Annotated in this window: 20 protein-coding genes; 6 read left to right on the top strand and 14 right to left on the bottom strand. The window is 71.5% G+C overall.

What is annotated here, in order from left to right; translation table 11 throughout:
• Positions 1–15: 15 nt before the first annotated feature.
• The 4 genes from OHU74_RS26025 to OHU74_RS26010 all read right to left on the bottom strand — a co-directional run bounded on the left by OHU74_RS26025 (position 16) and on the right by OHU74_RS26010 (position 6,038).
• The gene (locus tag OHU74_RS26025; RefSeq protein ID WP_371618099.1) at positions 16–2,442 is read right to left on the bottom strand and encodes a [protein-PII] uridylyltransferase; all 2,427 of its coding nucleotides are present in this window, start codon (positions 2,440–2,442) and stop codon (positions 16–18) included.
• A gap of 48 nt (positions 2,443–2,490) precedes the next feature.
• On the bottom strand, positions 2,491–2,829 hold the full coding sequence (locus OHU74_RS26020; RefSeq protein ID WP_371618098.1) for a P-II family nitrogen regulator: 339 nt from the start codon (positions 2,827–2,829) through the stop codon (positions 2,491–2,493).
• Positions 2,826–4,169: an ammonium transporter gene (locus OHU74_RS26015; RefSeq protein WP_330298793.1), complete on the bottom strand. Its 1,344-nt coding sequence runs from the start codon at positions 4,167–4,169 to the stop codon at positions 2,826–2,828. The genes OHU74_RS26020 and OHU74_RS26015 overlap by 4 nt, the downstream gene beginning before the upstream one ends.
• Positions 4,170–4,508: 339 nt before the next feature.
• A complete protein-coding gene (locus OHU74_RS26010; protein WP_371618097.1) occupies positions 4,509–6,038 on the bottom strand; it encodes a hypothetical protein in 1,530 nt (509 codons plus the stop codon).
• A gap of 422 nt (positions 6,039–6,460) precedes the next feature.
• Here OHU74_RS26010 and OHU74_RS26005 point away from each other — a divergent pair, with 422 nt between their 5' ends.
• Positions 6,461–7,132: a bifunctional DNA primase/polymerase gene (locus OHU74_RS26005; RefSeq protein WP_371618096.1), complete on the top strand. Its 672-nt coding sequence runs from the start codon at positions 6,461–6,463 to the stop codon at positions 7,130–7,132.
• An 83-nt stretch (positions 7,133–7,215) separates the two neighbouring features.
• Here the strand turns inward: OHU74_RS26005 and ftsY are convergent, their stop codons facing one another.
• Positions 7,216–8,427 (bottom strand): signal recognition particle-docking protein FtsY, encoded by a 1,212-nt coding sequence (gene ftsY / locus OHU74_RS26000; RefSeq protein WP_371618095.1) that lies wholly within the window; start codon positions 8,425–8,427, stop codon positions 7,216–7,218.
• A 151-nt stretch (positions 8,428–8,578) separates the two neighbouring features.
• On the opposite strand from ftsY, the gene OHU74_RS25995 reads away from it, so the two are divergent.
• Positions 8,579–10,039 carry a cytosine permease gene (locus OHU74_RS25995; protein WP_371618094.1) on the top strand — a complete coding sequence of 487 codons (1,461 nt, stop codon included), beginning with the start codon at positions 8,579–8,581 and terminating at the stop codon, positions 10,037–10,039.
• 63 nt (positions 10,040–10,102) lie between these two features.
• Entirely contained in the window at positions 10,103–11,089 is a 987-nt protein-coding gene (locus tag OHU74_RS25990; protein ID WP_371618093.1) for an LLM class flavin-dependent oxidoreductase, read from the top strand.
• 63 nt (positions 11,090–11,152) lie between these two features.
• On the opposite strand, the gene OHU74_RS25985 is transcribed toward OHU74_RS25990, so the two are convergent.
• The 4 genes from OHU74_RS25985 to OHU74_RS25970 form a co-directional block, all read right to left on the bottom strand.
• Positions 11,153–12,589 carry a sugar porter family MFS transporter gene (locus OHU74_RS25985; RefSeq protein ID WP_371618092.1) on the bottom strand — a complete coding sequence of 479 codons (1,437 nt, stop codon included), beginning with the start codon at positions 12,587–12,589 and terminating at the stop codon, positions 11,153–11,155.
• Between the two features lie 119 nt (positions 12,590–12,708).
• On the bottom strand, positions 12,709–16,491 hold the full coding sequence (locus tag OHU74_RS25980; RefSeq protein ID WP_371618091.1) for an AAA family ATPase: 3,783 nt from the start codon (positions 16,489–16,491) through the stop codon (positions 12,709–12,711).
• Positions 16,492–16,679: 188 nt separating this feature from the next.
• Positions 16,680–16,895, bottom strand: a complete 216-nt coding sequence (locus OHU74_RS25975) for a hypothetical protein (RefSeq protein WP_030227372.1) — start codon at positions 16,893–16,895, stop codon at positions 16,680–16,682.
• Positions 16,896–17,254: 359 nt separating this feature from the next.
• Positions 17,255–17,536: an acylphosphatase gene (locus OHU74_RS25970; protein WP_330298785.1), complete on the bottom strand. Its 282-nt coding sequence runs from the start codon at positions 17,534–17,536 to the stop codon at positions 17,255–17,257.
• 134 nt (positions 17,537–17,670) lie between these two features.
• On the opposite strand from OHU74_RS25970, the gene OHU74_RS25965 reads away from it, so the two are divergent.
• Positions 17,671–18,522 (top strand): CAP domain-containing protein, encoded by an 852-nt coding sequence (locus OHU74_RS25965; protein WP_371618090.1) that lies wholly within the window; start codon positions 17,671–17,673, stop codon positions 18,520–18,522.
• Positions 18,523–18,545: 23 nt separating this feature from the next.
• Complete coding sequence (locus OHU74_RS25960; RefSeq protein ID WP_371618089.1) at positions 18,546–19,505, top strand: oxidoreductase; 960 nt, start codon at positions 18,546–18,548, stop codon at positions 19,503–19,505.
• Positions 19,506–19,579: 74 nt separating this feature from the next.
• Here OHU74_RS25960 and OHU74_RS25955 read toward each other — a convergent pair whose 3' ends face one another.
• Positions 19,580–20,191, bottom strand: coding sequence for a flavodoxin family protein (locus OHU74_RS25955; RefSeq protein ID WP_371618088.1), 612 nt, complete (start codon positions 20,189–20,191; stop codon positions 19,580–19,582).
• Positions 20,192–20,322: 131 nt separating this feature from the next.
• On the opposite strand from OHU74_RS25955, the gene OHU74_RS25950 reads away from it, so the two are divergent.
• Complete coding sequence (locus OHU74_RS25950) at positions 20,323–20,736, top strand: winged helix-turn-helix transcriptional regulator (protein WP_371618087.1); 414 nt, start codon at positions 20,323–20,325, stop codon at positions 20,734–20,736.
• Here OHU74_RS25950 and mutM read toward each other — a convergent pair.
• The 4 genes from mutM to OHU74_RS25930 all read right to left on the bottom strand — a co-directional run bounded on the left by mutM (position 20,709) and on the right by OHU74_RS25930 (position 23,401).
• Positions 20,709–21,590 (bottom strand): bifunctional DNA-formamidopyrimidine glycosylase/DNA-(apurinic or apyrimidinic site) lyase, encoded by an 882-nt coding sequence (gene mutM, locus OHU74_RS25945; RefSeq protein ID WP_371618086.1) that lies wholly within the window; start codon positions 21,588–21,590, stop codon positions 20,709–20,711. The two genes, OHU74_RS25950 and mutM, sit on opposite strands and share 28 nt — an antisense overlap.
• A gap of 128 nt (positions 21,591–21,718) precedes the next feature.
• Entirely contained in the window at positions 21,719–22,558 is an 840-nt protein-coding gene (gene rnc, locus OHU74_RS25940; protein ID WP_371618085.1) for a ribonuclease III, read from the bottom strand.
• Between the two features lie 19 nt (positions 22,559–22,577).
• Positions 22,578–22,751: a 50S ribosomal protein L32 gene (gene rpmF / locus OHU74_RS25935; protein WP_003965982.1), complete on the bottom strand. Its 174-nt coding sequence runs from the start codon at positions 22,749–22,751 to the stop codon at positions 22,578–22,580.
• 2 nt (positions 22,752–22,753) lie between these two features.
• The gene (locus OHU74_RS25930) at positions 22,754–23,401 is read right to left on the bottom strand and encodes a DUF177 domain-containing protein (protein ID WP_330301079.1); all 648 of its coding nucleotides are present in this window, start codon (positions 23,399–23,401) and stop codon (positions 22,754–22,756) included.
• Positions 23,402–23,435 lie beyond the last annotated feature (34 nt).

Genomic DNA, 23,435 nt, shown 5'->3' with positions numbered 1-23,435 from the left:
CTGCGGGCGGGTTCCTTACGTCAGGGCCGACTCCACCGCGACGGCCAGGGCGGCCGCGGCCGGGGCGGCGAGGGGTTTGCCGTCGGCGTCGACCACGTACACCGTGTCCACCGCGTTCGCGCCGAGGGTGGAGACGTGTGCGCTGCGGACCCGGACGCCGGCGGATTCCAGTGCCCGCCCGATCCGGTGCAGGAGACCGACCGCGTCGGGCGCCCTGACCTCCAGGACGGTGGCCAGGGAGGAGACCTCCGGGACCACCGTGACCCGGGGCGGCGGCGGGACGACCCCGCGGCGGCGCGGGTACGCCGCCTCGCGGTCCGCCAGCTTCGCCGGGACGTCCAGCGTGCCGTCCAGCGCCCGCACCAGGTCCGTGCGCAGCCGTGCGGCCTGCGGCAGGGAGCCGTACTCCGCGGCCACCCGCCACCGCAGCACGAGCACCTCGCCCAGCTGGTCCGGGAGCTCCATGGAGCGCAGGTCCGCCGCGCGGACGGTGAGGCGGTGCAGGGCCAGTACGCCCGCCACCGCCGGGAGGACCCCCGGCTGGTCGGGGACGGCCACGACCAGTTCCACCCCGACGGCGTCCTCCTCCTGCCGGGCGTGCAGGGACAGGACCGGTTCCCCGGTGCGCAGCGCCTCCACCGCGAGGCGTTCCTGTTCGGTCGTCGGGATCTCCGGCTCCCCCGCTGCCAGGGCGGCCCCCCGCAGGACGGCGGCGACCCGTGCGACCAGGTCGGCCACGAGCGAGCCGCGCCAGGCGCTCCAGGCCGCCGGGCCGGTCGCCAGGGCGTCGGCTTCCGTCAGGGCGTGCAGGATTTCCAGCGTGCTGGAGGTCCCGACCGCCTCGGCGACCGCCTTCACCGTCGCGGGGTCGTCCAGGTCCCGGCGGGTCGCGGTGTCGATGAGCAGCAGGTGGTGGCGTACGAGGGCCCCGAGCACGGCCACATCCTGGGCGTCGAAGCCCACCCGCACCGCCACGTCGCGGGCGATCGTCTCGCCCGCCACCGAGTGGTCGCCGGGCCAGCCCTTGCCGATGTCGTGGAGGAGTGCGGCCATGAGGAGGAGGTCGGGGCGGCCGACCCGGCGGGTGAGTTCCGAGGCCCGCACGGCCGTTTCGACCAGGTGCCGGTCGACGGTCCAGGTGTGCACGGGGTTGCGCTGGGGCCGGCACCGGACCCGTTCCCAGTCGGGCAGCAGCCGGGTGATGATCCCCTCGGCTTCGAGGGCCTCCCATACGGCGACGGTGGGTTCGCCCGCGCCCAGCAGGGTGAGCAGTTGTTCGCGGGCCTCGGCCGGCCACGGCACCGGCAGCGGCTTGGCCTGCGCCGCGAGCCTTCGTACGGCGTGCAGCGAGACGGGCAGTCCGGCCTGCGCGGCGGCCGCGCCGAACCGCAGGGGCAGGACGGGATCGCGGTCGGGGCGGGCGGCCAGGGCCAGGACGGCCTCCCCGTCGGATTCCACGACGCCTTCGGCGAGCGGCGCCCGCTCGGGCACGGCTCCCCGGGTGCCGAGGAAGCCGCGCAGCCGCGGCCTGGCGGCCCGGGCGCGGAGCACGCGCCCGACTTCGCGCCAGGTCACGTCGCCGGCGTACGAGACCACGCGCGCGGCCTCGTACACCTCCCTGAGCAGGGCGTCGGCGTCGAGCAGCCCGAGCTGGGCCGCGACCGCGGTCTGTTCCTGGAGGGAGAGCCGGTCGGTGGCCCGCCCGGTCACCAGGTGGAGGGCGTCGCGCGCGTCGAGCAGGCGGCGCCTGGCGTCGGCGAGGCCTTCGCGCGGGGCGTCGGCGAGCCAGGTCGCGGCGACGGCCCGCAGGACGGTGACGTCGCGGAGCCCGCCGCGGGCTTCCTTGAGGTCGGGTTCGAGGAGGAAGCGCAGTTCCCCCGCGCGCTCCGCCCGTTCCCGGCACAGGGAGTGCAGTTCGGGGAGGCGCTTGGCGGCGTGGTTGCGCCAGTCGGCGAGGACCGAGGTGCGCAGGCCCGCGAGGAGTCCGACGTCGCCGGCGACGGGCCGGGCGTCGAGCAGTCCGAGGTGCACCTTGAGGTCTTCGGCGGCGGTCTTGCGGGCTTCGCCGGGGGTGCGGACGGAGTGGTCGAGGGCGAGCCCCAGGTCCCAGACGGGGTACCAGAGCCGGTCGGCCAGTGCACTGAGCGTGCGGGGTTCGGCTCTGCCGTCGTGGAGCAGGACCAGGTCGAGGTCGCTGCGGGGGGAGAGTTCGGCGCGGCCGTAGCCGCCGACGGCGACGAGGGCGGCGCCCCGGACGCCCGTCTCCTTCACGGCGGTGGCGAACAGTGCCTTCAGCCAGTCGTCGGTCAGCGCTGCCAGGGCGGAACGCCGGGAAGGCCCGGACCGCGACTCCTCCTGGAGGAGTCGCAGCCGGGCCGCGGCGTAACCGCTGGGTCCCGAGTCGGCCGTGTTGCCGTCCGTGGTCTCTTCGACGCTCGTCACCCAGGGGTTCCCATCAGTAAGGACCTGTCCGGTCAGCCGTGCCGGGCCCTAGAGCGCGTCTGCGCCGCGCTCGCCGGTGCGGACCCGGATGACCGAGTCCACGGGGATGCTCCACACCTTGCCGTCGCCGATCTTGCCGGTCCGGGCGGATTCGACGACGATCCGCATCACGTCCTCGGCGGCGTCGTCGTCGACGAGCACCTCTATGCGGATCTTGGGGACGAGGTCCACGGTGTACTCGGCGCCGCGGTAGACCTCGGTGTGGCCGCGCTGGCGGCCGTATCCGCTGGCCTCGGAGACCGTGAGTCCCTGGACGCCGAACTGGTGGAGGGCCTCTTTGATCTCGTCCAGCCGGTGCGGCTTGACGATCGCGGTGATCAGCTTCATGCGTCAACCTTCTTGCTCGCGGCAACGGGGGTGGGTACGGCGGTGCTCCGGGAGGAGGAGCCGCCGCCGGCTCCGCTGAAGTCGTAGGCGGTCTCGGCGTGTTCGACCTGGTCGATGCCGGAGACCTCGTCGTCCTCGGTGACCCGCATCCCCATCGTCCTGTCGAGGAGGAAGGCGAGGACCGCGGATGCCACGAGAGAGTAGAGGAGGACGGAGAAGACGCCGACCGCCTGCTTGCCGAGCTGGGCGAGGCCGCCGCCGTAGAAGAGGCCGGCCGCGTCGGACTGGACCCCGCCGGTGGCGAAGAGGCCGATGAGCAGGGAGCCGAGGACACCGCCGACGAGGTGGACGCCGACGACGTCGAGGGAGTCGTCGTAGCCGAACTTGTACTTCAGGCCGACGGCCATGGCGCACACGACACCGGCGATGGCGCCGATGGCGATCGCGCCGAGCGGGGAGCAGGAGCCGCCGGAGGGGGTGATGGCGACGAGGCCCGCGACCGCGCCGGAGGCGGCGCCGAGGGTGGTGAAGGAGCCGTGGCGCAGCTTCTCGTAGCCGAGCCAGGCGAGCATGGCGGCGGCGGTGGCGACCTGGGTGTTGACGAACATGACGGCGCCGACGCCGTCGTCGTTGCCGAGCCAGGATCCGGCGTTGAAGCCGAACCAGCCGAACCACAGGAGGCCGGCGCCGAGCATCACGAGCGGGAGGCTGTGCGGGCGCATCGGGTCCTTCTTGAACCCGACGCGCTTGCCGATGACCAGGATGACGCCGAGGGCCGCGGCGCCCGCGTTGATGTGGACGGCGGTGCCGCCGGCGAAGTCGATGACGCCGAGCTCGAAGAGCCAGCCGCCCGCGCCCCATACCCAGTGGGCGACGGGGAAGTAGACGATCGTGACCCAGAGGGTGATGAAGAGGGCCCATGCGCTGAACTTGACCCGGTCGGCCAGGGCGCCGCTTATCAGGGCGGGGGTGATGATGGCGAACATCAGCTGGAAGACGGCGAAGACGTACACGGGGATGGTGTAGCCGTCCCACAGTTCGGTGATGCCGATGCCGCTGAGTCCGACGTAGTCGGAGCTCCAGCCGATCACGGACCCGACGTCGGAGCCGAAGGCGAGGCTGAATCCGTAGAGGACCCAGAGGATCGTGACGATCCCGAGGCTGATGAAGCTCATCATCAGCATGTTGAGGCTGCTCTTGACGCGGACCATGCCTCCGTAGAAGAAGGCGAGTCCCGGGGTCATCAGCATGACCAGGGCGGAGCAGATGAGCATGAACCCGGTGTTCGCGGCAGAGAGCGTCGGGGCGTCTGCCGCGAGGGTCGTGATGGCTGATGCCATCGGCGTCTCCTCGTCGTCGGTACGTTCGCGTGCGGGCGACCGTGAAAACCTGAGCGGCGCTGGTTTTTTTCAATCAGGCCTGAGGGCCCGGCCTGAAAGCTGGCCGGTTAATGGCCCTGAGATTCGCGCAGGCCGGTTTCCGGCGGCGCCGCTGGGTGTTTCGCGTCGATGACGAAGAGGTCCTGCGTGTTACGCGTCCATGAACGGGTGGTTCATGGACGCCCGGCTCCAGAGCCCGGCCGTGGCGGATACCCGGGGAACCTGGCTGGGGGAGCCTGATCGGGCTTCACGGGGTGACTGCCACGGCCGGGGGCCTTGGGGTGGACGGCCGCGGGGCCGTCAGACGGCCTCCGCGGCTTCGGGGAGCCGGGAGGCGAGGTGGTCGGTGAGGCGCACCACGTCGGCCACGTCGCCGTACTCACGTGCGGCGGTGTCGACGGTCTTGCGCAGCCGGGTGTTGACCCTTTCGGACCGCACCTTTCCCGCCACGTCGAGGGCGCGGCCGACGAGGACGGCGGCCTGCTCGGGTTCGCGCTGGAGCAGGTGCACCGTGGCCATGCCGATGAGGTTGAGGGCGTACGAGCGCTGGTGCTCCTCGTCCTTCTCGAAGAGCTCGACGGCGCGCTCCATGACGGGCTCGGCGAGGGAGGCGTACATGGGGCTGCGGCCGGCGACGTAGGCCAGGTCGCGGTAGGAGTGGGAGTTCTCGCCGTTGAGCTCGGCCTCGGAGAAGAAGCGGATCCAGTCGGGTTCGCTCTCGCCGCCGAAGCCGACGTCGGAGAAGGTGTCCTCGGCCATCCGCACGGCCCGCTTGCAGCGGCTGGGCTGGCCCATGTTGGCGTAGGCGCGGGCCTCCATCGCATACAGCATGGCCTGGGTACGGGGTCCCGCGCAGTCGCGGCTGCCGTACTGCGCGAGGTGGATGAGCTCCAGGGCGTCCTCGGGACGGCCCAGGTGGATCATCTGGCGGCTCATGCTGGAGAGGATGTACGAGCCCAGCGGCTTGTCCCCGCCCTGCTTGGCGGCGTGCAGCGCGAGGACGAAGTACTTCTGCGCGGTGGGGTGCATGCCGATGTCGTAGCTCATCCAGCCGGCGAGTTCGGCCAGTTCCGCGGCGACCTTGAAGAGCCGCTTCATGACCGGGGCCGGGTGGTGTTCCTGGAGCAGGTCGGTGACCTCGTGGAGCTGGCCGACCACGGCCTTGCGGCGCAGGCCGCCGCCGCACTGGGCGTCCCACTGGCGGAACATCACGGTGGTGGCTTCGAGGAGGTCGAGCTCGGGCTCGGAGAGCCGGGGCGGCCGGTGGCCGCTGAGGGCGCCGCCCGCCGGTCCCACCGCCCGCGTGCCCGGGTCGGCGGGCGGGACCGGGACGAGCCAGCGCTGCATGGGCTCGATGAGGGCGGGGCCCGCGGAGAGCGCGAGGGAGGTCCCGAGGAAGCCGCGGCGGGCCAGCATGAGGTCGCTGCGGGAGAACTCGCCGAGCAGTTCCACGGTCTGCGGGCCGGCCCATGGCAGGTCGACCCCGGAGACGGAGGGGGTCTGGTGGGCGGTGCGCAGTCCGAGGTGCTCGATGGCGACGACGGAGCCGAAGCGTTCGGAGAACAGCTCGGAGAGGATCCGCGGGACGGGTTCGCGGGGCTGCTCGCCGTCGAGCCAGCGGCGGACCCGGGAGGTGTCGGTGCTGATGTGGTGGGCGCCCATCTGGCGGGCGCGGCGGTTGACCTGGCGGGCCAGTTCGCCCTTGGACCAGCCGCTGCGGACGAACCAGGACGTCAGCTGTTCGTTGCGGGCGGTCGCGCCCTGCTCCGGCTCCTCGGCGGACGACCCGTCGGACTCCGCGCTCGTTCCGCTTGCGCCGTTGCCGCTCACTGGAACGCCCCCATCCCTCAGCCTCTTCAAACATGAAGCCCGCCGGCGAAGGGGCGGGGGGACCTTCACAGGTCCTTCACACCTTGCCTCCGGCATACCCGCGGACGAGTCTGCCTTCGCTCTTCATGCACCGAAAGTAATCCTACGATCACCCCTGCGGCGAGGTCGATCCCGGAAACGCCACCATTCGCCACCCCTTCGAATGAACTCGCCACCCGCCAGGCGCGATTCACTTGACACGAAGGCGAAACCGATCGGATGGACTGGGGTGCGCTCGGGGCGTGCGCGGCGAGGAGTGCGCCGGGCCGCGACGGGACGGACCACTGCGGACCGAGCACGATCCGGACTCCGCATCCTGCCCCATCCGGTCCCGCCGACGTCGTAACCACCGGCACGTCCGACCCGTTGGAGGGGGCATGGGCATGGGCTTCACGATCGGCGGCAGCCGCGGCACCAAGGAGTTCCGTTCCGGCGCTCGGCGTCGAGGCCGGACGTCGGAGTGCACGGCGGTGGCGGAGTACACCGGACTGTGGGGCTGGGACGTGGTCCCCGGCGCACGGGCCGCGGCACCCTCCCGCGACTGCTCCTGCGGTCATACGAGTTGCAGCGCGCCGGGGGCGCATCCACTGGCCCTCGCGCCGACGGTCCCGGCCGGAGCCACCCTCGACGAGGTCACCGAGACCTGGAGCGGATACCCGGGGGCCGCGGTGCTGCTCCCCGTCGGCCGCGCCTTCGACATCATCGAGGTGGCCGAGGAAGCCGGCCGGCGGGCGCTGGTCCGCCTCGAGCGGATGGGCCTGCCGCTCGGCCCGGTCACCGCGACCCCGGACGGCCGGGCCCAGTTCTTCGTGGCCCCGGGGGCCGCGGCCGGGCTGCCGCAGCTGCTCTACCGGATGGGCTGGGACGACGCCGGTCTGGATCTGCGCGCGCTGGGCCAGGGCTCCTACGTCACCGCGCCGCCCTCCGACCACGCCGGACTCGGCCCGATGAGCTGGCTGCGCCCCCCGGCACTGGACTCGGCCGGGGATCCGCCCCAGGCCCGGCTGCTGCTGGGCACCCTCGCCTACCTGTGCCACCGGCTGCGCAAGGCCTGACCTCCGCGCAGACCAGTGCCCCCGGGTCCGTGGGACCGCGGGGGCACTGGTCTGCGTAGGGGCTCTCAAGCCTTGTGGGGCCCTCAGTCGCCGATCAGGGCGTCGACGAAGGCCTCCGGCTCGAAGGGGGCCAGGTCGTCCGCGCCCTCACCGAGGCCGACGAGCTTGACCGGGACGCCCAGCTCGCGCTGGACGGCGATGACGATGCCGCCCTTGGCGGTGCCGTCGAGCTTGGTCAGCACGATGCCGGTGATGTCCACGACCTCCGCGAAGACCCGGGCCTGGGTCAGGCCGTTCTGCCCGGTGGTGGCGTCCAGGACCAGCAGGATCTCGTCCAGCGGGCCGTGCTTCTCCACGACGCGCTTGACCTTGCCGAGCTCGTCCATCAGGCCGGTCTTGGTGTGCAGGCGGCCGGCGGTGTCGATGAGCACCACGTCGGCGCCCTGGGCGATGCCCTCCTTGACCGCGTCGTAGGCGATGGAGGCCGGGTCGCCGCCCTCGGGTCCGCGCACGGTGCGCGCGCCGACCCGGTCGCCCCAGGTCTGGAGCTGGTCGGCGGCGGCGGCACGGAAGGTGTCGGCCGCGCCGAGCACGACGCTGCGCCCGTCGGCGACGAGCACGCGGGCGAGCTTGCCGGTGGTGGTGGTCTTACCGGTGCCGTTCACGCCGACGACCATGATGACGGCGGGGGTGTCCACGCCGCTCTCGGTCTTCACGGCGCGGTCGAAGTCGGTGCCGAGGAGGGCGACGAGCTCCTCCTTCAGCAGGGCGCGCAGATCGGCGGGGGTACGGGTGCCGAGCACCTTGACCCGCTCGCGGAGCCGGTCCACCAGCTCCTGGGTCGGCGCGACACCGACGTCGGCGATGAGGAGGGTCTCCTCGATCTCCTCCCAGGTGTCCTCGTCGAGGTGCTCGCGGGAGAGCAGCGTGAGCAGCCCCTTGCCGAGCGAGTTCTGCGACCGGGCGAGGCGCGCGCGCAGCCGGACCAGGCGGCCGGCGGTGGGCTCGGGCACCTCGATCTCGGGGGCGGCGGGCACCTCGGCGACGGGGGCTTCGGGCTCCGCGACCGGGGCCTCGGCCTCGGGGAGCGCGACCTCCTCGATCGTGCGGCGCGGTTCTTCCGCCGTCGGTGCGGCGTCCTCCCCCACCTGCGGTTCGGCGGGCGGGGCAGTGATGGTCGGCGTGCTCGACGGTGCCGTGGGCAGCTGCTTCTTCTTGCGGCTGCTGACCACGAGCCCGCTGATCGCACCGACCGCGACCAGGGCGATGACTACGGCAAGGATGAGGATTTCCATAACGCTCCCCAGTATCGGCCACGCGCGCCCCGGGGCGGGGACCCTGGAGGTTCATACCAGGACGTAAGCCTCTGTTTGTACTTTTTACGGCGAATCTACGATGATGAGCAATCCCCCACGCCCCACCCCGCCGCCCCCACGGAGTACACGTATGCCTGCCGAGACGACCGCCGTCGAGTCACGCGGACTGGAGCCCGTCCCGGACGGCGAGCGGCGCGGCCGGGTCCGCGAGCTCGTGCCGACCTGGGTCGCCGCCAACATCAGCGTGCTGCTGCTGACCATGGGCGCCGGCCTGGTCATCTTCAACAAGCTGAACATCTGGCAGGTGCTCGTCGTCGCGATCGCCGCACCCGTGGTCTCGTACGGGATCGTCGGCCTCATATCCATCGCGGGCAAGCGCGGCGGCTCCCCCGGCATGGCGCTCTCCCGGGCCGTCTTCGGCCAGCGCGGCAACCTCTTCCCCGGCGCCCTGATCTGGGTCGCCCGCTGGGGCTGGGAGACCATCAACGCGGTCAGCGGCGCCTACGCCGTCCTGACCGTGCTCGACCTGGTCTTCGGCATCAAGAAGAACACCGCCCTGATCGTGGTCACCCTGCTCTTCTTCGTCGGCTGCACCTTCCTGGTCTCCGGTCTCGGCATCAACGCGCTGCGCGTCTGCTCCAAGTGGTCCACGTACCTCTTCGGCGCCTTCAGCGTGCTCGTCCTGGGCTACCTGATCGTCGAGACCGACTGGTCGGCCGTCTTCGGCAAGCCCGCGGGCTCCACCGCGATGATGATCGCGGGCATCGGCACCATCGCCGCCGGCGGCATCAGCTGGGTCCCCTCCGGCCCGGACTTCACCCGGTACCTGCCCCGCACCGCCTCCGCCAAGGGCATGGTCGGCGCCACCATCGGCGGCGCGGCCGTCGTCGTCATCCCGATGGTGCTGATGGGCGCGGTGATGGCCGTCGCCACCCCCGACCTGGCCACCGCGCAGGACCCGGTCTCCTTCATCGGGGAGCTGCTGCCGACCTGGATCGCGGTCCCGTACCTGCTGATCGCGCTCGTCGGCATGCTGCTCATCAACTCGATGTCCATGTACTCGGCCGGCTTCACCGCGCAGACCCTCGGCATCAAGGTCCCGCGCGCGGCGGCGGTGAGCGTCAACGCCGTCATCAGCCTGGTCTTCGGCTTCCTGCTGATGGTGGTCGCGACCAGCTTCTTCGGGTCCTTCATCTCCTTCCTGACCCTGCTCGCCGTGGCCTTCTCCGCCTGGATCGGCGTCTTCGGCGTGGACATGCTGCGCCGCACCTCCTACGACAGCGCGGCCCTGCTGGACACCACGCGCAGCAGCGCCTACTGGTACCGGGGCGGTTTCGCCTGGCAGGCCATGACCTCGTGGGGCCTGGCGCTGGTCGTGGGGCTGCTGTTCACGAAGGTCGACTGGTTCAGCGGCCCGCTCGCCACCACCTGGATCGGCGAGAACGGCCTGGGCTGGGCGGCGGGCATCGTCACCTCCGCCGTGCTGTACGCGGTCCTGCCGCGCACCCCGGCAGCGCTGGCCCCGGTCGCGCCGCAGCCTGTGGAGGAGCCGGTGGAGGAGCCGGTCGCCGCCGGATCCCTGTCCAACTGACGCCACGTCAGCTAACGTCCCCCTTCGCCCGCCCACCCACCTCCGGCGAAGGGGGACTTCTCCATGCCCATCACCGTGGCCCGGTTCAATCTCATCGACCCGAACGGCACCCCGGAAACCCTCTCCGCCCGGTACAAGGCCGCGCTGGAGATGGCGAAGTACGCGGACGACCGCGGGATCGACACCATCCAGACCGAAGAGCACCACGGCACCGACAACAACTGGCTGCCCTCGCCCTTCGCCTTCGCGGGCGCGGTCTTCGGCGCCACCCGCCGGATCGCGGTCACCGTCTCGGCGATCATCGGCCCGCTGTACGACCCCCTGAAGGTCGCCGAGGACATCGCGGTCCTCGACCTCCTCAGCGGCGGCCGCCTCGTCACGGTTGCCGGCATCGGCTACCGGCCCGAGGAGTACGAGCAGCACGGCGTCGAATGGGGCCGGCGCGGCAAGCTCCAGGACGAGCTGCTGGAAACCCTGCTGAAGGCGTGGACCGGTGAGCCGTTCGAGTTCCGGGGCCGGACGGTACGGGTCACCCCGCGGCCGTTCACCCAGCCGCACCCGCTGCTCCTGGTCGGCGGCAGCTCGCAGGCGGCGGCCCGCCGCGCGGCCCGGCTGGGGCTGCCGTTCTTCCCCAGTGCGCACCTGCCGGAGCTGGAGGCGTACTACCAGGCGAAGCTCGCGGAGTACGGCACGGAGGGCTTCTGCATGATGCCGGCGGCCCAGACCCCGCTGCTGCACATCGCCGAGGACCCGGACCGGGCGTGGGCCGAGCACGGCGAGCGGTTCCTGCACGAGGCCGGGATGTACGCGTCCTGGCAGTCCAAGGACATCCTCAGCGCCGTCCGCTCGGGCGCGCACACGGTGGCGGAGCTGCGCGCGGAGGGCGTGTACCGGATCCTCACCCCGGACGAGGCGGTCGAGTACGCCCGGGGCGCGGGCGAGGCGGGGAACCTGGTGCTGCACCCGCTGTGCGGCGGGATGCCGATCGACGAGGGCTGGCGGAGCCTGCAGCTGCTGTGCGAACAGGTACTGCCCCGGCTCAAGGGCTGAGCCGGGGGGCGTGGGTGGCGTGGGCGGGGGTGGCCTCGGCCGGGGTGGCCTCGGCGGGGGTGGTCACCCCATCTCCTCCAACGCCTTGCCCTTGGTCTCCGGCACCCACTTGAGGATGAACGGGATCGAGAGCACGGCGAAGACCGCGTAGATGACGTAGGCGCCGGACAGGTTCCAGTCCGACAGGGTCGGGAACGAGACCGTGATGACCCAGTTGGCGATCCACTGGGCGGAGGCGGCGACGCCCAGGGCGGCGGCGCGGATGCGGCCCGGGAACATCTCGCCGAGCAGGACCCACACCACGACGCCCCAGGACAGCGCGAAGAAGAGTACGAAGAAGTTGGCCGCGATGAGGGCCACGAGCCCCTGGGCGTGCGGCAGGGCGATGTCTCCGCCGCTGGTGTCCTTGTAGGAGAAGGCCCACGCGGCGAGCGCGAGGGAGATCGCCATGCCCACGGACCCGATGAGCGCGAGGGGTTTGCGGCCGATGCGGTCCACGAAGACCATCGCGATCACCGTGCCGATGATGTTCACGACGGAGGTCTCGAAGGAGTACAGGAACGAGGAGCTCGGGTCGATGCCGACCGACTGCCACAGCGAGGAGCTGTAGTAGAAGATCACGTTGATGCCGACGAGCTGCTGGAAGACGGAGAGGCCGATGCCGATCCAGACGATGGGCAGGAAGCCCATCCGGCCGCCGAGCAGGTCCTTGAAGGTGGACTTGTGCTCGGAGCGCATGGCGTGCTCGATGTCCCGGACGCGTCCGTCGAGGTCGACGTGCTCCCCCTCGACCTCGGCCAGCACCTTCTTGGCCTCGTCGGTGCGGCCGACGGAGATCAGGAAGCGCGGGGACTCCGGGATGACGAAGGACATCAGCCCGTAGAGCGCGGCCGGGACGACCATGACGCCGAGCATCCACTGCCAGGCTTCCAGGCCGCCGATCCTGCCGCGCTGGTCTCCGTCGGCGAGGTTCAGAATCCCCCAGTTGACGAGCTGGGAGATCGCGATGCCGATGACGATCGCGGCCTGCTGGAAGGAGGCGAGCCGGCCGCGGTACGCGGGCGGGGACACCTCGGCGATGTAGGCCGGGCCGATGACCGAGGCCATGCCGATGCCGAAGCCGCCGACGACCCGCCACAGGGCGAGGTCCCAGAGGGCGAAGGGGAGGGCCGAGCCGACGGCGCTGGCCGTGAAGAGGACGGCGGCGATCTGCATGCAGCGGATGCGGCCGATCCGGTCGGCGATGCGGCCCGCGGTGGCGGCGCCCAGCGCGCAGCCGATCAGCGCGGCGGCGATCACCTGGGCGAGGGTGCCGGCCCCGACGTCGAAGCGGTCCCGGATCGCGACGACGGCGCCGTTGATGACGGAGCTGTCGTAGCCGAAGAGGAATCCGCCCATGGCCGCGGCCGCGGTGATGAAGATGACGTGCCCGAGGTGATCGGGCTGGGACGCGCGGCCGCCGCCCGATGCCGAGGCCTGCGAGGTGCTGCTGCTGGTCAAGGTCTGCTCCTGCGTCCCCGGCTGCGGTGACGGCCGGTGGGGTCGATTCCTACCAGTGGCGCACAGGTCAAGATCGGGCACCACCCGGAGGAGATCGAACGAATGACGGCTGACGCCTGTCAGCGCAGGCGCTGGCTGATGACCTTCGAGACCCCGTCGCCCTGCATCGAGACGCCGTAGAGCGCGTCCGCGACCTCCATGGTCCGCTTCTGGTGCGTGATCACGATCAGCTGCGAGCTCTCCTGCAGCTCCTCCATGATCCGGATCAGCCGCTGGAGATTGGTGTCGTCGAGCGCCGCCTCGACCTCGTCCATCACGTAGAACGGGCTGGGCCTGGCCTTGAAGATGGCCACCAGCAGCGCCACGGCCGTCAGCGAGCGCTCGCCGCCGGAGAGCAGCGACAGCCGCTTGACCTTCTTGCCGGGCGGTCGCGCCTCCACGTCGATGCCGGTGGTCAGCATGTTGCCGGGGTCGGTGAGGATCAGCCGGCCCTCGCCACCGGGGAACAGCCGCGAGAACACCCCCTCGAACTCCCGGGCCGTATCCCGGTACGCCTCCGTGAAGACCTGCTCGACCCTCTCGTCCACCTCCTTCACGACCTGGAGGAGATCGGTCCGCGTCTTGCGCAGGTCTTCCAGCTGCTCGCTGAGGAACTTGTGCCGCTCCTCCAGGGCCGCGAACTCCTCCAGAGCCAGCGGATTGACCTTGCCGAGCTGCTGGTACGCCCGCTCGGCGGCCTTCAGCCGCTTCTCCTGCCGGGCCCGTACGAAGGGCTGCGGCCCGGCGTCGTCCGACTCCTGGGCCTCCCCCTCCGCGGGCAGGCTCGGCGGCACCGGCTGATCGGGACCGTACTCGGCGACGAGCCCCTCGGCCCCGATCCCGAACTCCTCCAGGGCCCGCGCCTCCACCTGCTCGATCCGCATCCGCTTCTCCGCGCCGAGCACCTCGCCCCGGTGCACGGAGTCGGTGAGCTTGTCGAGCTCGTCCTTCAGGCCTCGGCCCCGGCTCCTGGCCTCGTCGAGCTCCCGCTCGCGCAGCCCCTTGGCGTACTCGGCCGAGGTGCGCTCCTCGGCCGCCCGGGTCAGCGACACCTCGATGTGCGCGAGCAGCTGGCGGGCGCCGTCGGCTACGGCCGCGGCCACCCGGGCCTCGTGGCGCAGCCGTTCGCGACGGCGCTCGGCCCTGGCCCGGTCCTCCCGCTCGGCGCGGGCCGCCCGATCGAGTCCGTCCGCCCGGCCGGCCAGCCCCTTGACCCGCTCCTCGTGGGTCCGCAGCTGGAGCCGGGCCTCCATCTCGGTCTGCCGCGCGTTCGCCCCGTCGGCGGCGAGCCGGTCCCTGCCGGAGGTGTCGGGCTCGTCCTCGACCGGCATCTCCTCGGCCACCGCGAGCCGCTCCGCGCACTCCTCCACCTCGGCCAGCGCCTGCTCCAGCGCGTCCTGCGCCTTGGCCGCGGCCGAGGCGGCGCGCTCGGCCTCGCCCGCGGCCCCCTTCGCCTGTCCGGCGAGCCGCCCGAGCTGCTGCGCGACCCCGGCCCGTGCCTGCTCGGCGGCCCGCCTGAGCTCACCGAGCTCCTCGACGCGCGCACCGGCCCCGGTACGCCGCTGCGCCGCGGCCGCCTTCTCCTCCTCCAGCGCGAGGCACCGGGCGTCCAGCCGGCCGCGCTCGGCGTCCGCCTCGTCCACGGCCGCCTGCACCTCGATCAGGCTGGGCACCCCGGCGGACCCGCCGTGCGCGAGATGCGCCCCGAGGACGTCCCCGTCGGCGGTCACCGCCACCAGATCGGGCCGCGCGGCGACCAGGGCCTCGGCCTCGTCGAGCCCACCGACCACCACGTAGTCGCGCAGCACCCAGGCGACGGCCCGCACGAGCGCCGCATCTCCCCGCACGAGCCTCCCGGCGGGGATGCCGGTCCCGGCCCCTTCCCCCTCCTGGGTCCCGGCCTCGGCGACGGCCAGTGCGTCCCGCGCACCGGGCCCGGGGGCGGCCGGAGCGGTGTGTGCCGCGGCTCCCGAAGCAGCCGGAGCGGCCGGAGCGGCGGGGCGCGGGAAGGCTCCCCCTGGGCCGGCGCCCTGGCCCGGGACCGAACCCGCGATCCCGGCAGGGGGGTCTGCCGCAGCCGCCGGGTCCAGGGGCCCGGCCGGGGCCGCCGCCTGGCCGGGGAGGGCCGGGACCGGCCGGTCGCCGGGTGCGTCCGGCGGAGTGATCAGGAACGTGGCCCGGCCCGCGTCCGTGGTGCGCAGGTGCCGGATCGCGCCGGATGCCGAGGCCGGCGAAGCCACGGTCACCGCGTCCGCCGCCGCGCCCAGTGCCGCCGCCACCGCGACCTCGTACCCCGGGGTCAGCGACAGCCGCCGCGCCGCGGGGCCCAGCAGGCCTTCGAGCCGCGCCGCGAGCACCGCTCCGGTGCCGTCCTTGCGGCGCAGCCCCAGCGCCAGGGCCTCGCGACGCGCCGATACGGCTGCGCGGAGCCGTTCCGCCGTCGCCAACGCGTCGCGCGCCGCGCCGAGTCCGGTCTCCGCCGCCGTCAGTTCCGCCCGCGCGGCCTCGTACTCACCCTGCGGGTCCGGCGAGGAGTCGTGCTCGCCGACCTCCTCCGCCAGCGCCTCGTACTCCTCGCTCGCCGCCGCCGCACGGGTCCGGGCCTCGTCCCGCGCCACGACCAGCCGGTCGATCTCGGCCTGCGCCGCGCCCGCGCGGGAGCGGGCCGCGCCCAGTCGGCCCGTCAGCCGCGCCAGGCCCTCGCGCCGGTCGGCGATGGCCCGCGCCGCGTCCCGTAGCCGCCGTTCCTCCTCGGCCAGCGAACGCTCCAGCTCGGCCCGGTGCGAGACGGTGTCCTCCAGCGCCCGGGAGGCCGCCTCGAGCGCGGCCGTCAGTTCCGCTTCCTGCTCGCGGATCCGCGCGGCCTCCCTCTCCATGTCCTCGGGATCCCGGCCCCGTCGCGCTTCCTCGGGCGGCGCCGAGGCCGACTTGACGCGGGCGTCCGCCAGGGAGGCGGTCCCCCGGACCCGTTCGGCCAGTTGCGACAGCTCGTACCAGGTCTGCTGGGCCCGCTGGAGCCGCGGCGCGAGTTCCCGTACGGCTTCCTCCAGTTCGGATTCCCGCCGCACCGCCCCGGCGAGCTGCGCCTGGGCCGCGTCCTTGCGTTCCTTCAGCGCCGCCTCGTCCGCGATCTCCGCGTCGAGCGCGCCCTTGAGCGTCACGAGGTCGTCGGCGAGCAGGCGCAGCCGCGCGTCGCGCAGGTCGGCCTGGATCACGGCCGCCCGCCGGGCCACCGCCGCCTGCCGGCCGAGCGGTTTGAGCTGGCGGCGCAGCTCGTCGTTGAGGTCCTGGACGCGCGCCAGATTGGCCTGCATCGCGTCGAGTTTGCGCAGCGCCTTCTCTTTGCGTTTGCGGTGCTTGAGCACCCCGGCCGCTTCTTCGATGAAGGCGCGGCGGCCCATCGGATCGGCGTGCAGTACGGAGTCCAGCTGGCCCTGTCCGACGATGACGTGCATTTCGCGGCCGATGCCGGAGTCGGAGAGCAGCTCCTGGATGTCCAGGAGGCGGCAGGTGTCGCCGTTGATCTGGTACTCGCTGCTGCCGCCGCGGAACATGATCCGGGTGATGGTGACTTCGGCGTAGTCGATGGGCAGCGCGCCGTCGGAGTTGTCGATGGTCAGCGAGACCTCGGCGCGGCCGAGCGGCGGGCGGCCGGTCGTGCCGGCGAAGATGACGTCTTCCATCTTCCCGCCGCGCAGGGACTTGGCCCCTTGTTCGCCCATGACCCAGGAGAGCGCGTCCACCACATTGGACTTGCCGGAGCCGTTGGGGCCCACGACGCAGGTGATGCCCGGCTCGAAGCGCAGGGTGGTGGCGGAGGCGAAGGATTTGAAGCCACGCAGGGTCAGGGACTTGAGGTGCACGCCGCCGGACTCTACCTTTCACGTTCGGTTTCGCCCATGAAGGTGCAGGGCACATCAGACGTTAAAGGAAAGGCCCTCTCACCTGGCGCAACGGCACCAGGCGACAAGAAAGACAAGAAAGAAGGGACGCCGAAGCGCCCCTTGCAGATCTTGCGGTACTTGTTGGTTGAGCGACGAGGGAGCGCGGATCAGGTGAGCGCAGGCTCCGCCTGGGGTACGTCGAGGTCGATGCTGTCGAGCAGCGAGTCTCCGTGCTGTGCGGCGGCCGCGTTCAGTGCGTCGTTTTCGGACTGGATTCGTCCGAGCTCGGACTCGAGGTCCTGGACGCGCTGCTGAAGCCGTCGCATCTCGGCGAGGAGTCGCGGGTCGGAACCGCCGACGTAACCGAGAAGCGCCTTTGCCATGATGGATGGTCCTCCACACTGAGTGACCGACCGGAAGCGGTGTGGGTCGTGAGGGAATCGCACCCGCGGATGTCCGGCAGCGACTGTCAGTCACTGCACACGTTCTTTGGCTAACTGCCAACACTGCCAAACAGCTCAGGTGCGCGGGGCTTCCAGCGTCTCACCAAAAAGTTTGACGGTCAACACGATCACGCCCTGTATCGGCGGGCAGCCCGGTCCTCGCAAGGGATGTGGAGATCATCCTCGTCTCCGAGCCTTCCACGGATCCCGCGAGTCGGCAACGCGTCACCGGGGAATGCGCAGATCCGACCATGTGCGGACCATCCGGAGATCTGTTCAGTGCATGATCAGTCGATCGCTCACCGGATCGCGAACCCTTCGTAGCCACCGCGCGGTGTGCCCCAGATCTCTGTCACCCCGTCCACCTTCCCGGGCGTGTCGGCGCTGTGGAGCCACGCGAGGAGCCGGTGGCAATTCTCACGTTGACCTTCGGCCACCACCTGCACTCGACCGTCGTCGAGGTTGAGCGCGAAGCCGGCCAGTCCGCCGATCTCCAGGGCATTGGCCCTGGTGAACCAACGGAAGCCCACTCCCTGTACACGACCGCGCACCCAGGCGGTCATGCGGACATCTTCATTCATGCCTGAACGCTAACCGGGCAAACACTTTCGGGTCACATCACCCCCTGGCGCCATGGCGTACAGTCGCGCACCAATGAGCTCACCCATTTGGGTGAGTAAACCTTGATCTTGAACTCCGAGGAAGGCAGGCCGCGATGGGACGGCACCGACTCCAGGCCGCACCCCGTCGCGGCACGAAGCGCCGTACCGCCGTGCGCGGCGGCCTGCTCGGCGCGGCCGTGGCCGTGGTCCTCGGCACGGCGGCGGTGACCACGGGCGTGGTCCCGGTCGGCTCCTCCTTCCCCTACGTGGGCGTCGCGGGCGCGGGCTCCGACTCCAAGACGGAAGCCAAGGCCAAGGCCTCGCCGAGCCCCGAGAGCGCACTGGAGCAGCAGGGCGGCCTCGCCAACCTCTCCGGCCGCGCCTCCGCCGGGCCGGATTCCGCTTCGGGTTCCGCTTCCCCTTCCGGCTCCCCTTCTCCCTCCGCCTCGCCGTCCCCGTCGGCCAGCCCTTCCCCGACGCCCTCGGCGGAGCCCTCGAAGACCCCCCAGCCGACTCCCACCCCGGCCGCGCCCAAGCCGGCCGTCCCGAAGCCGCCCACCCCCGCGGCCCCGCCGACCGCGGCCGGCCACTCCACCGAGGAAGCCGCCGTGCTCGCCCTGGTGAACCAGGAGCGCGCACAGGCCGGCTGCGTCCCGGTCCGGGCGAACCCGCCGCTGGCGGCGCTGGCCGGGGCCTTCAGCAAGGACATGGCCGTCCGGGGCTTCTTCGACCACACCGACCCCGACGGCAACACCCCCTGGGACCGGGCCACCAAGGCCGGGATCTCGGGCATGGGCGGCGAGAACATAGCCCGCGGCCAGGGCGACGCCACGGCCGTGATGAAGGCCTGGATGAACAGCCCCGGCCACAAGGCGAACATCCTCAACTGCGAATTCCGCACCCTCGGCGTAGGCGTGTACAACGCCGCCGGCGGCCCCTGGTGGACCCAGGACTTCGGTTTCTAGGCAATGGCGGAGATCATTCCGCCATGACCTCAACCACGGGCACGACCAAGACCGACACCGCCGGAGCGGCGGCTGCGGGCACCTGGAAACTCGGTGACCTGGAGATCAACCGCCTGGGCTTCGGCACGATGCGCCTTCCGCAGACCGGCGAGGCCCTCATCGCCGATGCCGTTCCGCGCGATCGCGGCCAGGCCATAGCCGTGCTGCGCCGCGCGGTCGAGCTCGGCGTCAACCACCTGGACACGGCCGCGTTCTACTTCTCGCCGCTGCGCTCCGCCAACGAGCTGATCAACACCGCACTGGCCCCCTACCCCGAGGACCTCGTCATCACGACGAAGGTCGGGCCCGGCCGGGACCGGTCGGGAGCCTGGCTCCCCCACGCCACGCCCGGTGAGCTGCGCGGTCAGGTCGAGGAGAATCTGCGCCAGCTCGGCCGCGACCACCTCGACGTGGTCAACCTGCGGGTCCTGGGGACCGGTTCGATCGCCGAACGGTTCGGCGCGCTGGCGGAGCTGCGCGAGGCCGGGCTCATCCGCCATCTGGGCATCTCCAACGTGACGCCCGAGCACCTCGCGGAGGCCCGCGCCATCGCACCCGTCGTCTGTGTGCAGAACCCGTACGGGATCGGGGTCCGGCCCGACCAGGAGGCCTTCGTCCGCAGCTGCGGCGAGCAGGGCGTCGCCTTCGTCCCCTTCTACGCGATCGCCGGCGCGGGCGGCGAGGCGGGTCGGGGCGACGACGCGCACGGCATCGGGGAGTCGGAGGTACGGGAGGTCGCACGCGCCCACGGCGCCAGCCCCGCGCAGGTCCGGCTGGCCTGGACCCTCGGCCAGGGGCCGCACGTCCTGGCCATCCCCGGCACCGGGGACCTCGGCCACCTCGCCGACAACGTGGCCGCGGCGGCCCTGCGGCTCTCCGAGTCGGAACTGGCCCTGCTCGACGCGGCCCACCGCGGCGCGGCCCGACCGGAAACAGCGGCCTGACCAAAAGCAAAAGAGGGGCACGGCCGCGGTGCGGCCGTGCCCCTCTCCTGTGGTGCGTCGGATCCCGTGGTGCGTCAGACCGCTTCGGCGGCCAGGGCGGCGCGGCCCGCGACGAGGACGCGGGTCTGCTCGGCGACGCGGCGGCCGAGGTGCTCGGCGGTGGCGATGTCGGCCTTGTGGACGCCCTCGGGACCCTGGTCGGTGTGGGTCTGAGCGGCGGCGCCGTCGAAGAAGCCGAGACGGTTGATGTCGTTCTCGGAGGCGGTGGTGGCGTTCCAGCCCGGCTTCAGGCCCAGGTTGACCCAGCTCATGCCGTGCTGCGCGGCCAGCGTCTGGAAGAAGCCGAGGGTGTGGCCCTTGTCGCCGCTCTTGGAACCGGAGTTGGTGAAGCCGGCGGCCACCTTGTTCTGCCAGCCGAAGGTGAACCACACCTTGGAGCTGGCTTCGGCGAAGGCGTGGAAGGCGCCCGAGGCGGTGCCCATGTAGGTGGGGGAACCGAAGATGATCGCGTCGGACGCGCCGAGGAGCTCCCACTGGGCGTCGTCGATCTCGTCGACCTTGACCAGGTGCACCGTCGCACCGGCCTCGGCGGCGCCCGCCCGGACGGCCTCGGCGATGACGGCGGTGTGGCCGTAGCCCGAGTGGTAGGCGATCGAAACGACGGGGGCGTGCGTGATACCGGACAAGGCTGATCTCCCTCGAAAGCTCCGTGGTCGGCCGCGGAGCCGTGCTGTTGGTGCGACGAGAAACAGCCAACCACTAACTTTTGGAAAGCGCAAGCAAAATGATCAGCGCTGTGCAGTAGTACGCTGAAAGCATGCAGACTCCAGCCTGTAGCGAAGCCGACGACGCCACCGCTACCGATCCGCCCTTCGATGTCTTCGCCCGCGCGTGTCCGTCCCGGGAGACCCTGGAACACGTCACGGGCCGCTGGGGCAGCCTCACCGTGGGCGCCCTGCGCGAAGGCTCGTGCCGCTTCAACGAGCTGCGCCGCCGCGTCGACGGCGTCAGCGAGAAGATGCTGTCCCAGACCCTGCAGGCCCTGGAACGCGACGGCATCGTCAACCGCGAGGCCCAGCCCACCAACCCGCCCCGCGTCGACTACGAGCTGACCCCCTTCGGCGCGGAGATCGCGGAGCGCCTGGTCGCGCTCATCACCCTGCTGGAGGAGCGCATGCCCGAGGTACTGGGCGCCCGCTCCGCCTACGAGGCTGCGCGCGAGGGCCGCTGACAGCGCGGGCAGAAGTAGCTCGACCGGTTCATCCACGGCCGACGTCGCATGGGCGTGCCGCAGCGGCGGCAGGGCTCGTCCTCGCGCCCGTAGGCATCGAGGGACCGGTCGAAGTAGCCGGACTCGCCGTTGACGTTGACGTACAGGCTGTCGAAGCTGGTGCCGCCGGCGTCGAGGGCCGCGTTCATGACGTCCCGGACATGGCCGAGGAGTTCCGTGCTCCGGGGGCGCGTGAGCGTGGCCGTGGGGCGCTCGTAGTGCAGTTTGGCGCGCCACAGCGCCTCGTCCGCGTAGATGTTGCCGACCCCGCTGATCAGCGACTGGTCGAGCAGCGCCCGCTTGATGGTGCTCCGCTTGGCGCGCAGCGCCAGGTGGTAGGCCGCCTCGTCGAAGAGGGGGTCCAGCGGGTCCCGGGCGATGTGCGCGATGACGTCGGGGAGCCCCTCCTCGTACCCGTCCGTCCCGTCGGCGACGCTCTCGTGCAGGGACATGCCGCCGAAGGTCCGCTGGTCGACGAAGCGCAGCTCGGTGCCGGCGCCGTCACGGAACCGCACCCGGATGCGCAGGTGCTTCTCGTCGGGGGCGTCCTCGGGCTGGACCAGCAGCTGCCCGCTCATCCCGAGGTGCCCGAGCACGGACATCTCCCGCTCCGCCAGCGGCAGCCACAGGTACTTCCCGCGCCGCCGGGCCACCCCGAAGGTCTCCCCCGTCAGCCGCGCCGCGAAATCGGCTCCGCCGCCCGCGTGCCGGCGTACGGCACGCGGATGCAGCACCTCGACCGCGTCCACGGTCCGCCCGGCCACCCAGCGTTCCAGACCGCGCCGCACCACTTCGACTTCGGGCAGCTCGGGCACGGGTTCCTCCGGAGGGGTGCGGTCGTGAACACTCCCGGCGAGCGTACCGGCCGCCCCGGCCGGGGCCGGAAACGGGTCCGCCCGCCCCTGCCGAGGCAGGGGCGGGCGGGGAAATCCCGAAGGAAGCTTCAGGCTCCCGGTGTCGGTTCGGCGGGCGTCGGCGCCCCGCCATCCCCGGCATCGGTACCGGTCGTAACCGGAGCGGCAGCGTTCGGGGTTTGCGCCCCGATCCGCTCGTCCGCCTTGGCGCGGATCCCGCGCCAAGCGGACTCCGCCGCCTGCTGTTCGGCTTCCTTCTTGCTGCGGCCGGTGCCGGTGCCGTACGAGACACCACCGACGCGGGCGGCAGCGGTGAAGGTCTTCTCGTGGTCCGGACCGGTCTCGGTGACCATGTATTCCGGCACACCAAGACCTTCGGCCGCCGTCAGCTCCTGGAGACTGGTCTTCCAGTCCAGGCCGGCACCGAGGTTGGAGGACTTCTCGATGAGCGGGTCGAAGAGCCGGTGAACCAGCTCCGAGGCCGCGTCGAGGCCCTGATCGAGGTAGACCGCGCCGATCACCGCTTCAAGGGTGTCGGCGAGGATGGAGGCCTTGTCCCGGCCACCCGTACCCTCTTCGCCCCGGCCGAGCCGGACGAAGGAGCCGAGTTCTAGGCCGCGCCCGACCTCCGCAAGTGCGCGTGAGTTGACTACCGCGGCCCGCAGTTTGGCCAGTTGGCCTTCCGGCAGATCGGGGTGGGTCGTGTACAGCGTGTCCGTGACCACCAGGCCCAGCACGGAGTCCCCAAGGAACTCCAGCCGCTCGTTGGTGGGCAGACCGCCGTTCTCGTACGCGTACGAACGGTGGGTCAGTGCACGCACCAGAAGGGCGGACTCGAGGTGGTACCCGAGCCGCCCTTCCAGAAGCGTGTGGGACGAGGCCGCGTTCTTACTGTCTGCCTGCTTCTCAGCGTTGGACAGCTCAGACATTGCGCCTCTCACCAGCCGCTCAGACCTCGAGGACCTGGCGCTTGTTGTAGGTGCCGCAGCTCGGGCACGCAATGTGCTGGAGCTTCGGCTCCTGGCAACGCTCACACGAAACCAGGGTGGGGACCGCAGCCTTCCACTGCGACCGGCGGTGGCGCGTGTTGCTGCGCGACATCTTCCGCTTCGGAACAGCCACGGCTACTTCTCCTGCTTCTCGGCGGCGCGCTGAACTCCGTCGGAGGCAGTGCCGCTCATATTGTCCTTCTCGACGCCCTGATCGGTGACGAGTCCCTGCAGTGCCGCCCAACGGATGTCGACGGCGTCATGGTGGTGGTCCGGGTCGTCGTTCAGGCTGAGCCCGCAATCGGGGCACAGTCCGAGACAGTCCTCCCGGCACACCGGCTGCAGCGGCAGTGCGAGCACCACCACGTCGCGCAGCACGGGTTCGAGGTCGAACAAGCCGTCCTCGATAAAGAGCGTGTCCTCGTCGTCCTCGGCGTCGTCGGCCGGCTCCGCCTTCGAGCGGTTCCGGTCGTCGGCGTCAGGGTACGAGAACATCTCCTGGAAGTCCGCCTTGAGCTCGCGCTCGACGGCCTCCAGACACCTTACGCATTCTCCCACGGCCGATCCACGGGCGGTGCCTGTGACAAGCACCCCTTCCATGACCGACTCGAGGCGGAGCTTGAGGTTCAGCCGGCTGCCTTCCGGCACTCCGATGACTCCGGCGAGACCGAGGTCCCCCGGCGCCGCGATTTCACGGGACAGCCTGAGCATGGCACCAGGACGCCGACCCAGCTCGTGCGTGTCGAACACGAGGGGGTTGTGGTGGTCGAGGCGGGTATTCAGGGCTGTTCCTGCTTTCACAAAATCACTGGAGACT

Source organism: Streptomyces sp. NBC_00454 (assembly GCF_041434015.1).
Lineage (GTDB): Bacteria > Actinomycetota > Actinomycetes > Streptomycetales > Streptomycetaceae > Streptomyces.
Note: the sequence above shows the minus strand (reverse complement) of the source record. Positions and strands in the feature narration are given on the sequence as shown.

What these genes read in the sequence shown, in the direction of transcription:
- OHU74_RS26020 (WP_371618098.1), bottom strand. Translation starts at nt 2,829, where the DNA reads ATGAAGCTGATCACCGCGATCGTCAAGCCGCACCGGCTGGACGAGATC.
- OHU74_RS26015 (WP_330298793.1), bottom strand. Translation starts at nt 4,169, where the DNA reads ATGGCATCAGCCATCACGACCCTCGCGGCAGACGCCCCGACGCTCTCT.
- OHU74_RS26005 (WP_371618096.1), top strand. Translation starts at nt 6,461, where the DNA reads ATGGGCTTCACGATCGGCGGCAGCCGCGGCACCAAGGAGTTCCGTTCC.
- ftsY (WP_371618095.1), bottom strand. Translation starts at nt 8,427, where the DNA reads ATGGAAATCCTCATCCTTGCCGTAGTCATCGCCCTGGTCGCGGTCGGT.
- OHU74_RS25995 (WP_371618094.1), top strand. Translation starts at nt 8,579, where the DNA reads ATGCCTGCCGAGACGACCGCCGTCGAGTCACGCGGACTGGAGCCCGTC.
- OHU74_RS25990 (WP_371618093.1), top strand. Translation starts at nt 10,103, where the DNA reads ATGCCCATCACCGTGGCCCGGTTCAATCTCATCGACCCGAACGGCACC.
- OHU74_RS25975 (WP_030227372.1), bottom strand. Translation starts at nt 16,895, where the DNA reads ATGGCAAAGGCGCTTCTCGGTTACGTCGGCGGTTCCGACCCGCGACTC.
- OHU74_RS25970 (WP_330298785.1), bottom strand. Translation starts at nt 17,536, where the DNA reads ATGAATGAAGATGTCCGCATGACCGCCTGGGTGCGCGGTCGTGTACAG.
- OHU74_RS25965 (WP_371618090.1), top strand. Translation starts at nt 17,671, where the DNA reads ATGGGACGGCACCGACTCCAGGCCGCACCCCGTCGCGGCACGAAGCGC.
- OHU74_RS25960 (WP_371618089.1), top strand. Translation starts at nt 18,546, where the DNA reads ATGACCTCAACCACGGGCACGACCAAGACCGACACCGCCGGAGCGGCG.
- OHU74_RS25950 (WP_371618087.1), top strand. Translation starts at nt 20,323, where the DNA reads ATGCAGACTCCAGCCTGTAGCGAAGCCGACGACGCCACCGCTACCGAT.
- rnc (WP_371618085.1), bottom strand. Translation starts at nt 22,558, where the DNA reads ATGTCTGAGCTGTCCAACGCTGAGAAGCAGGCAGACAGTAAGAACGCG.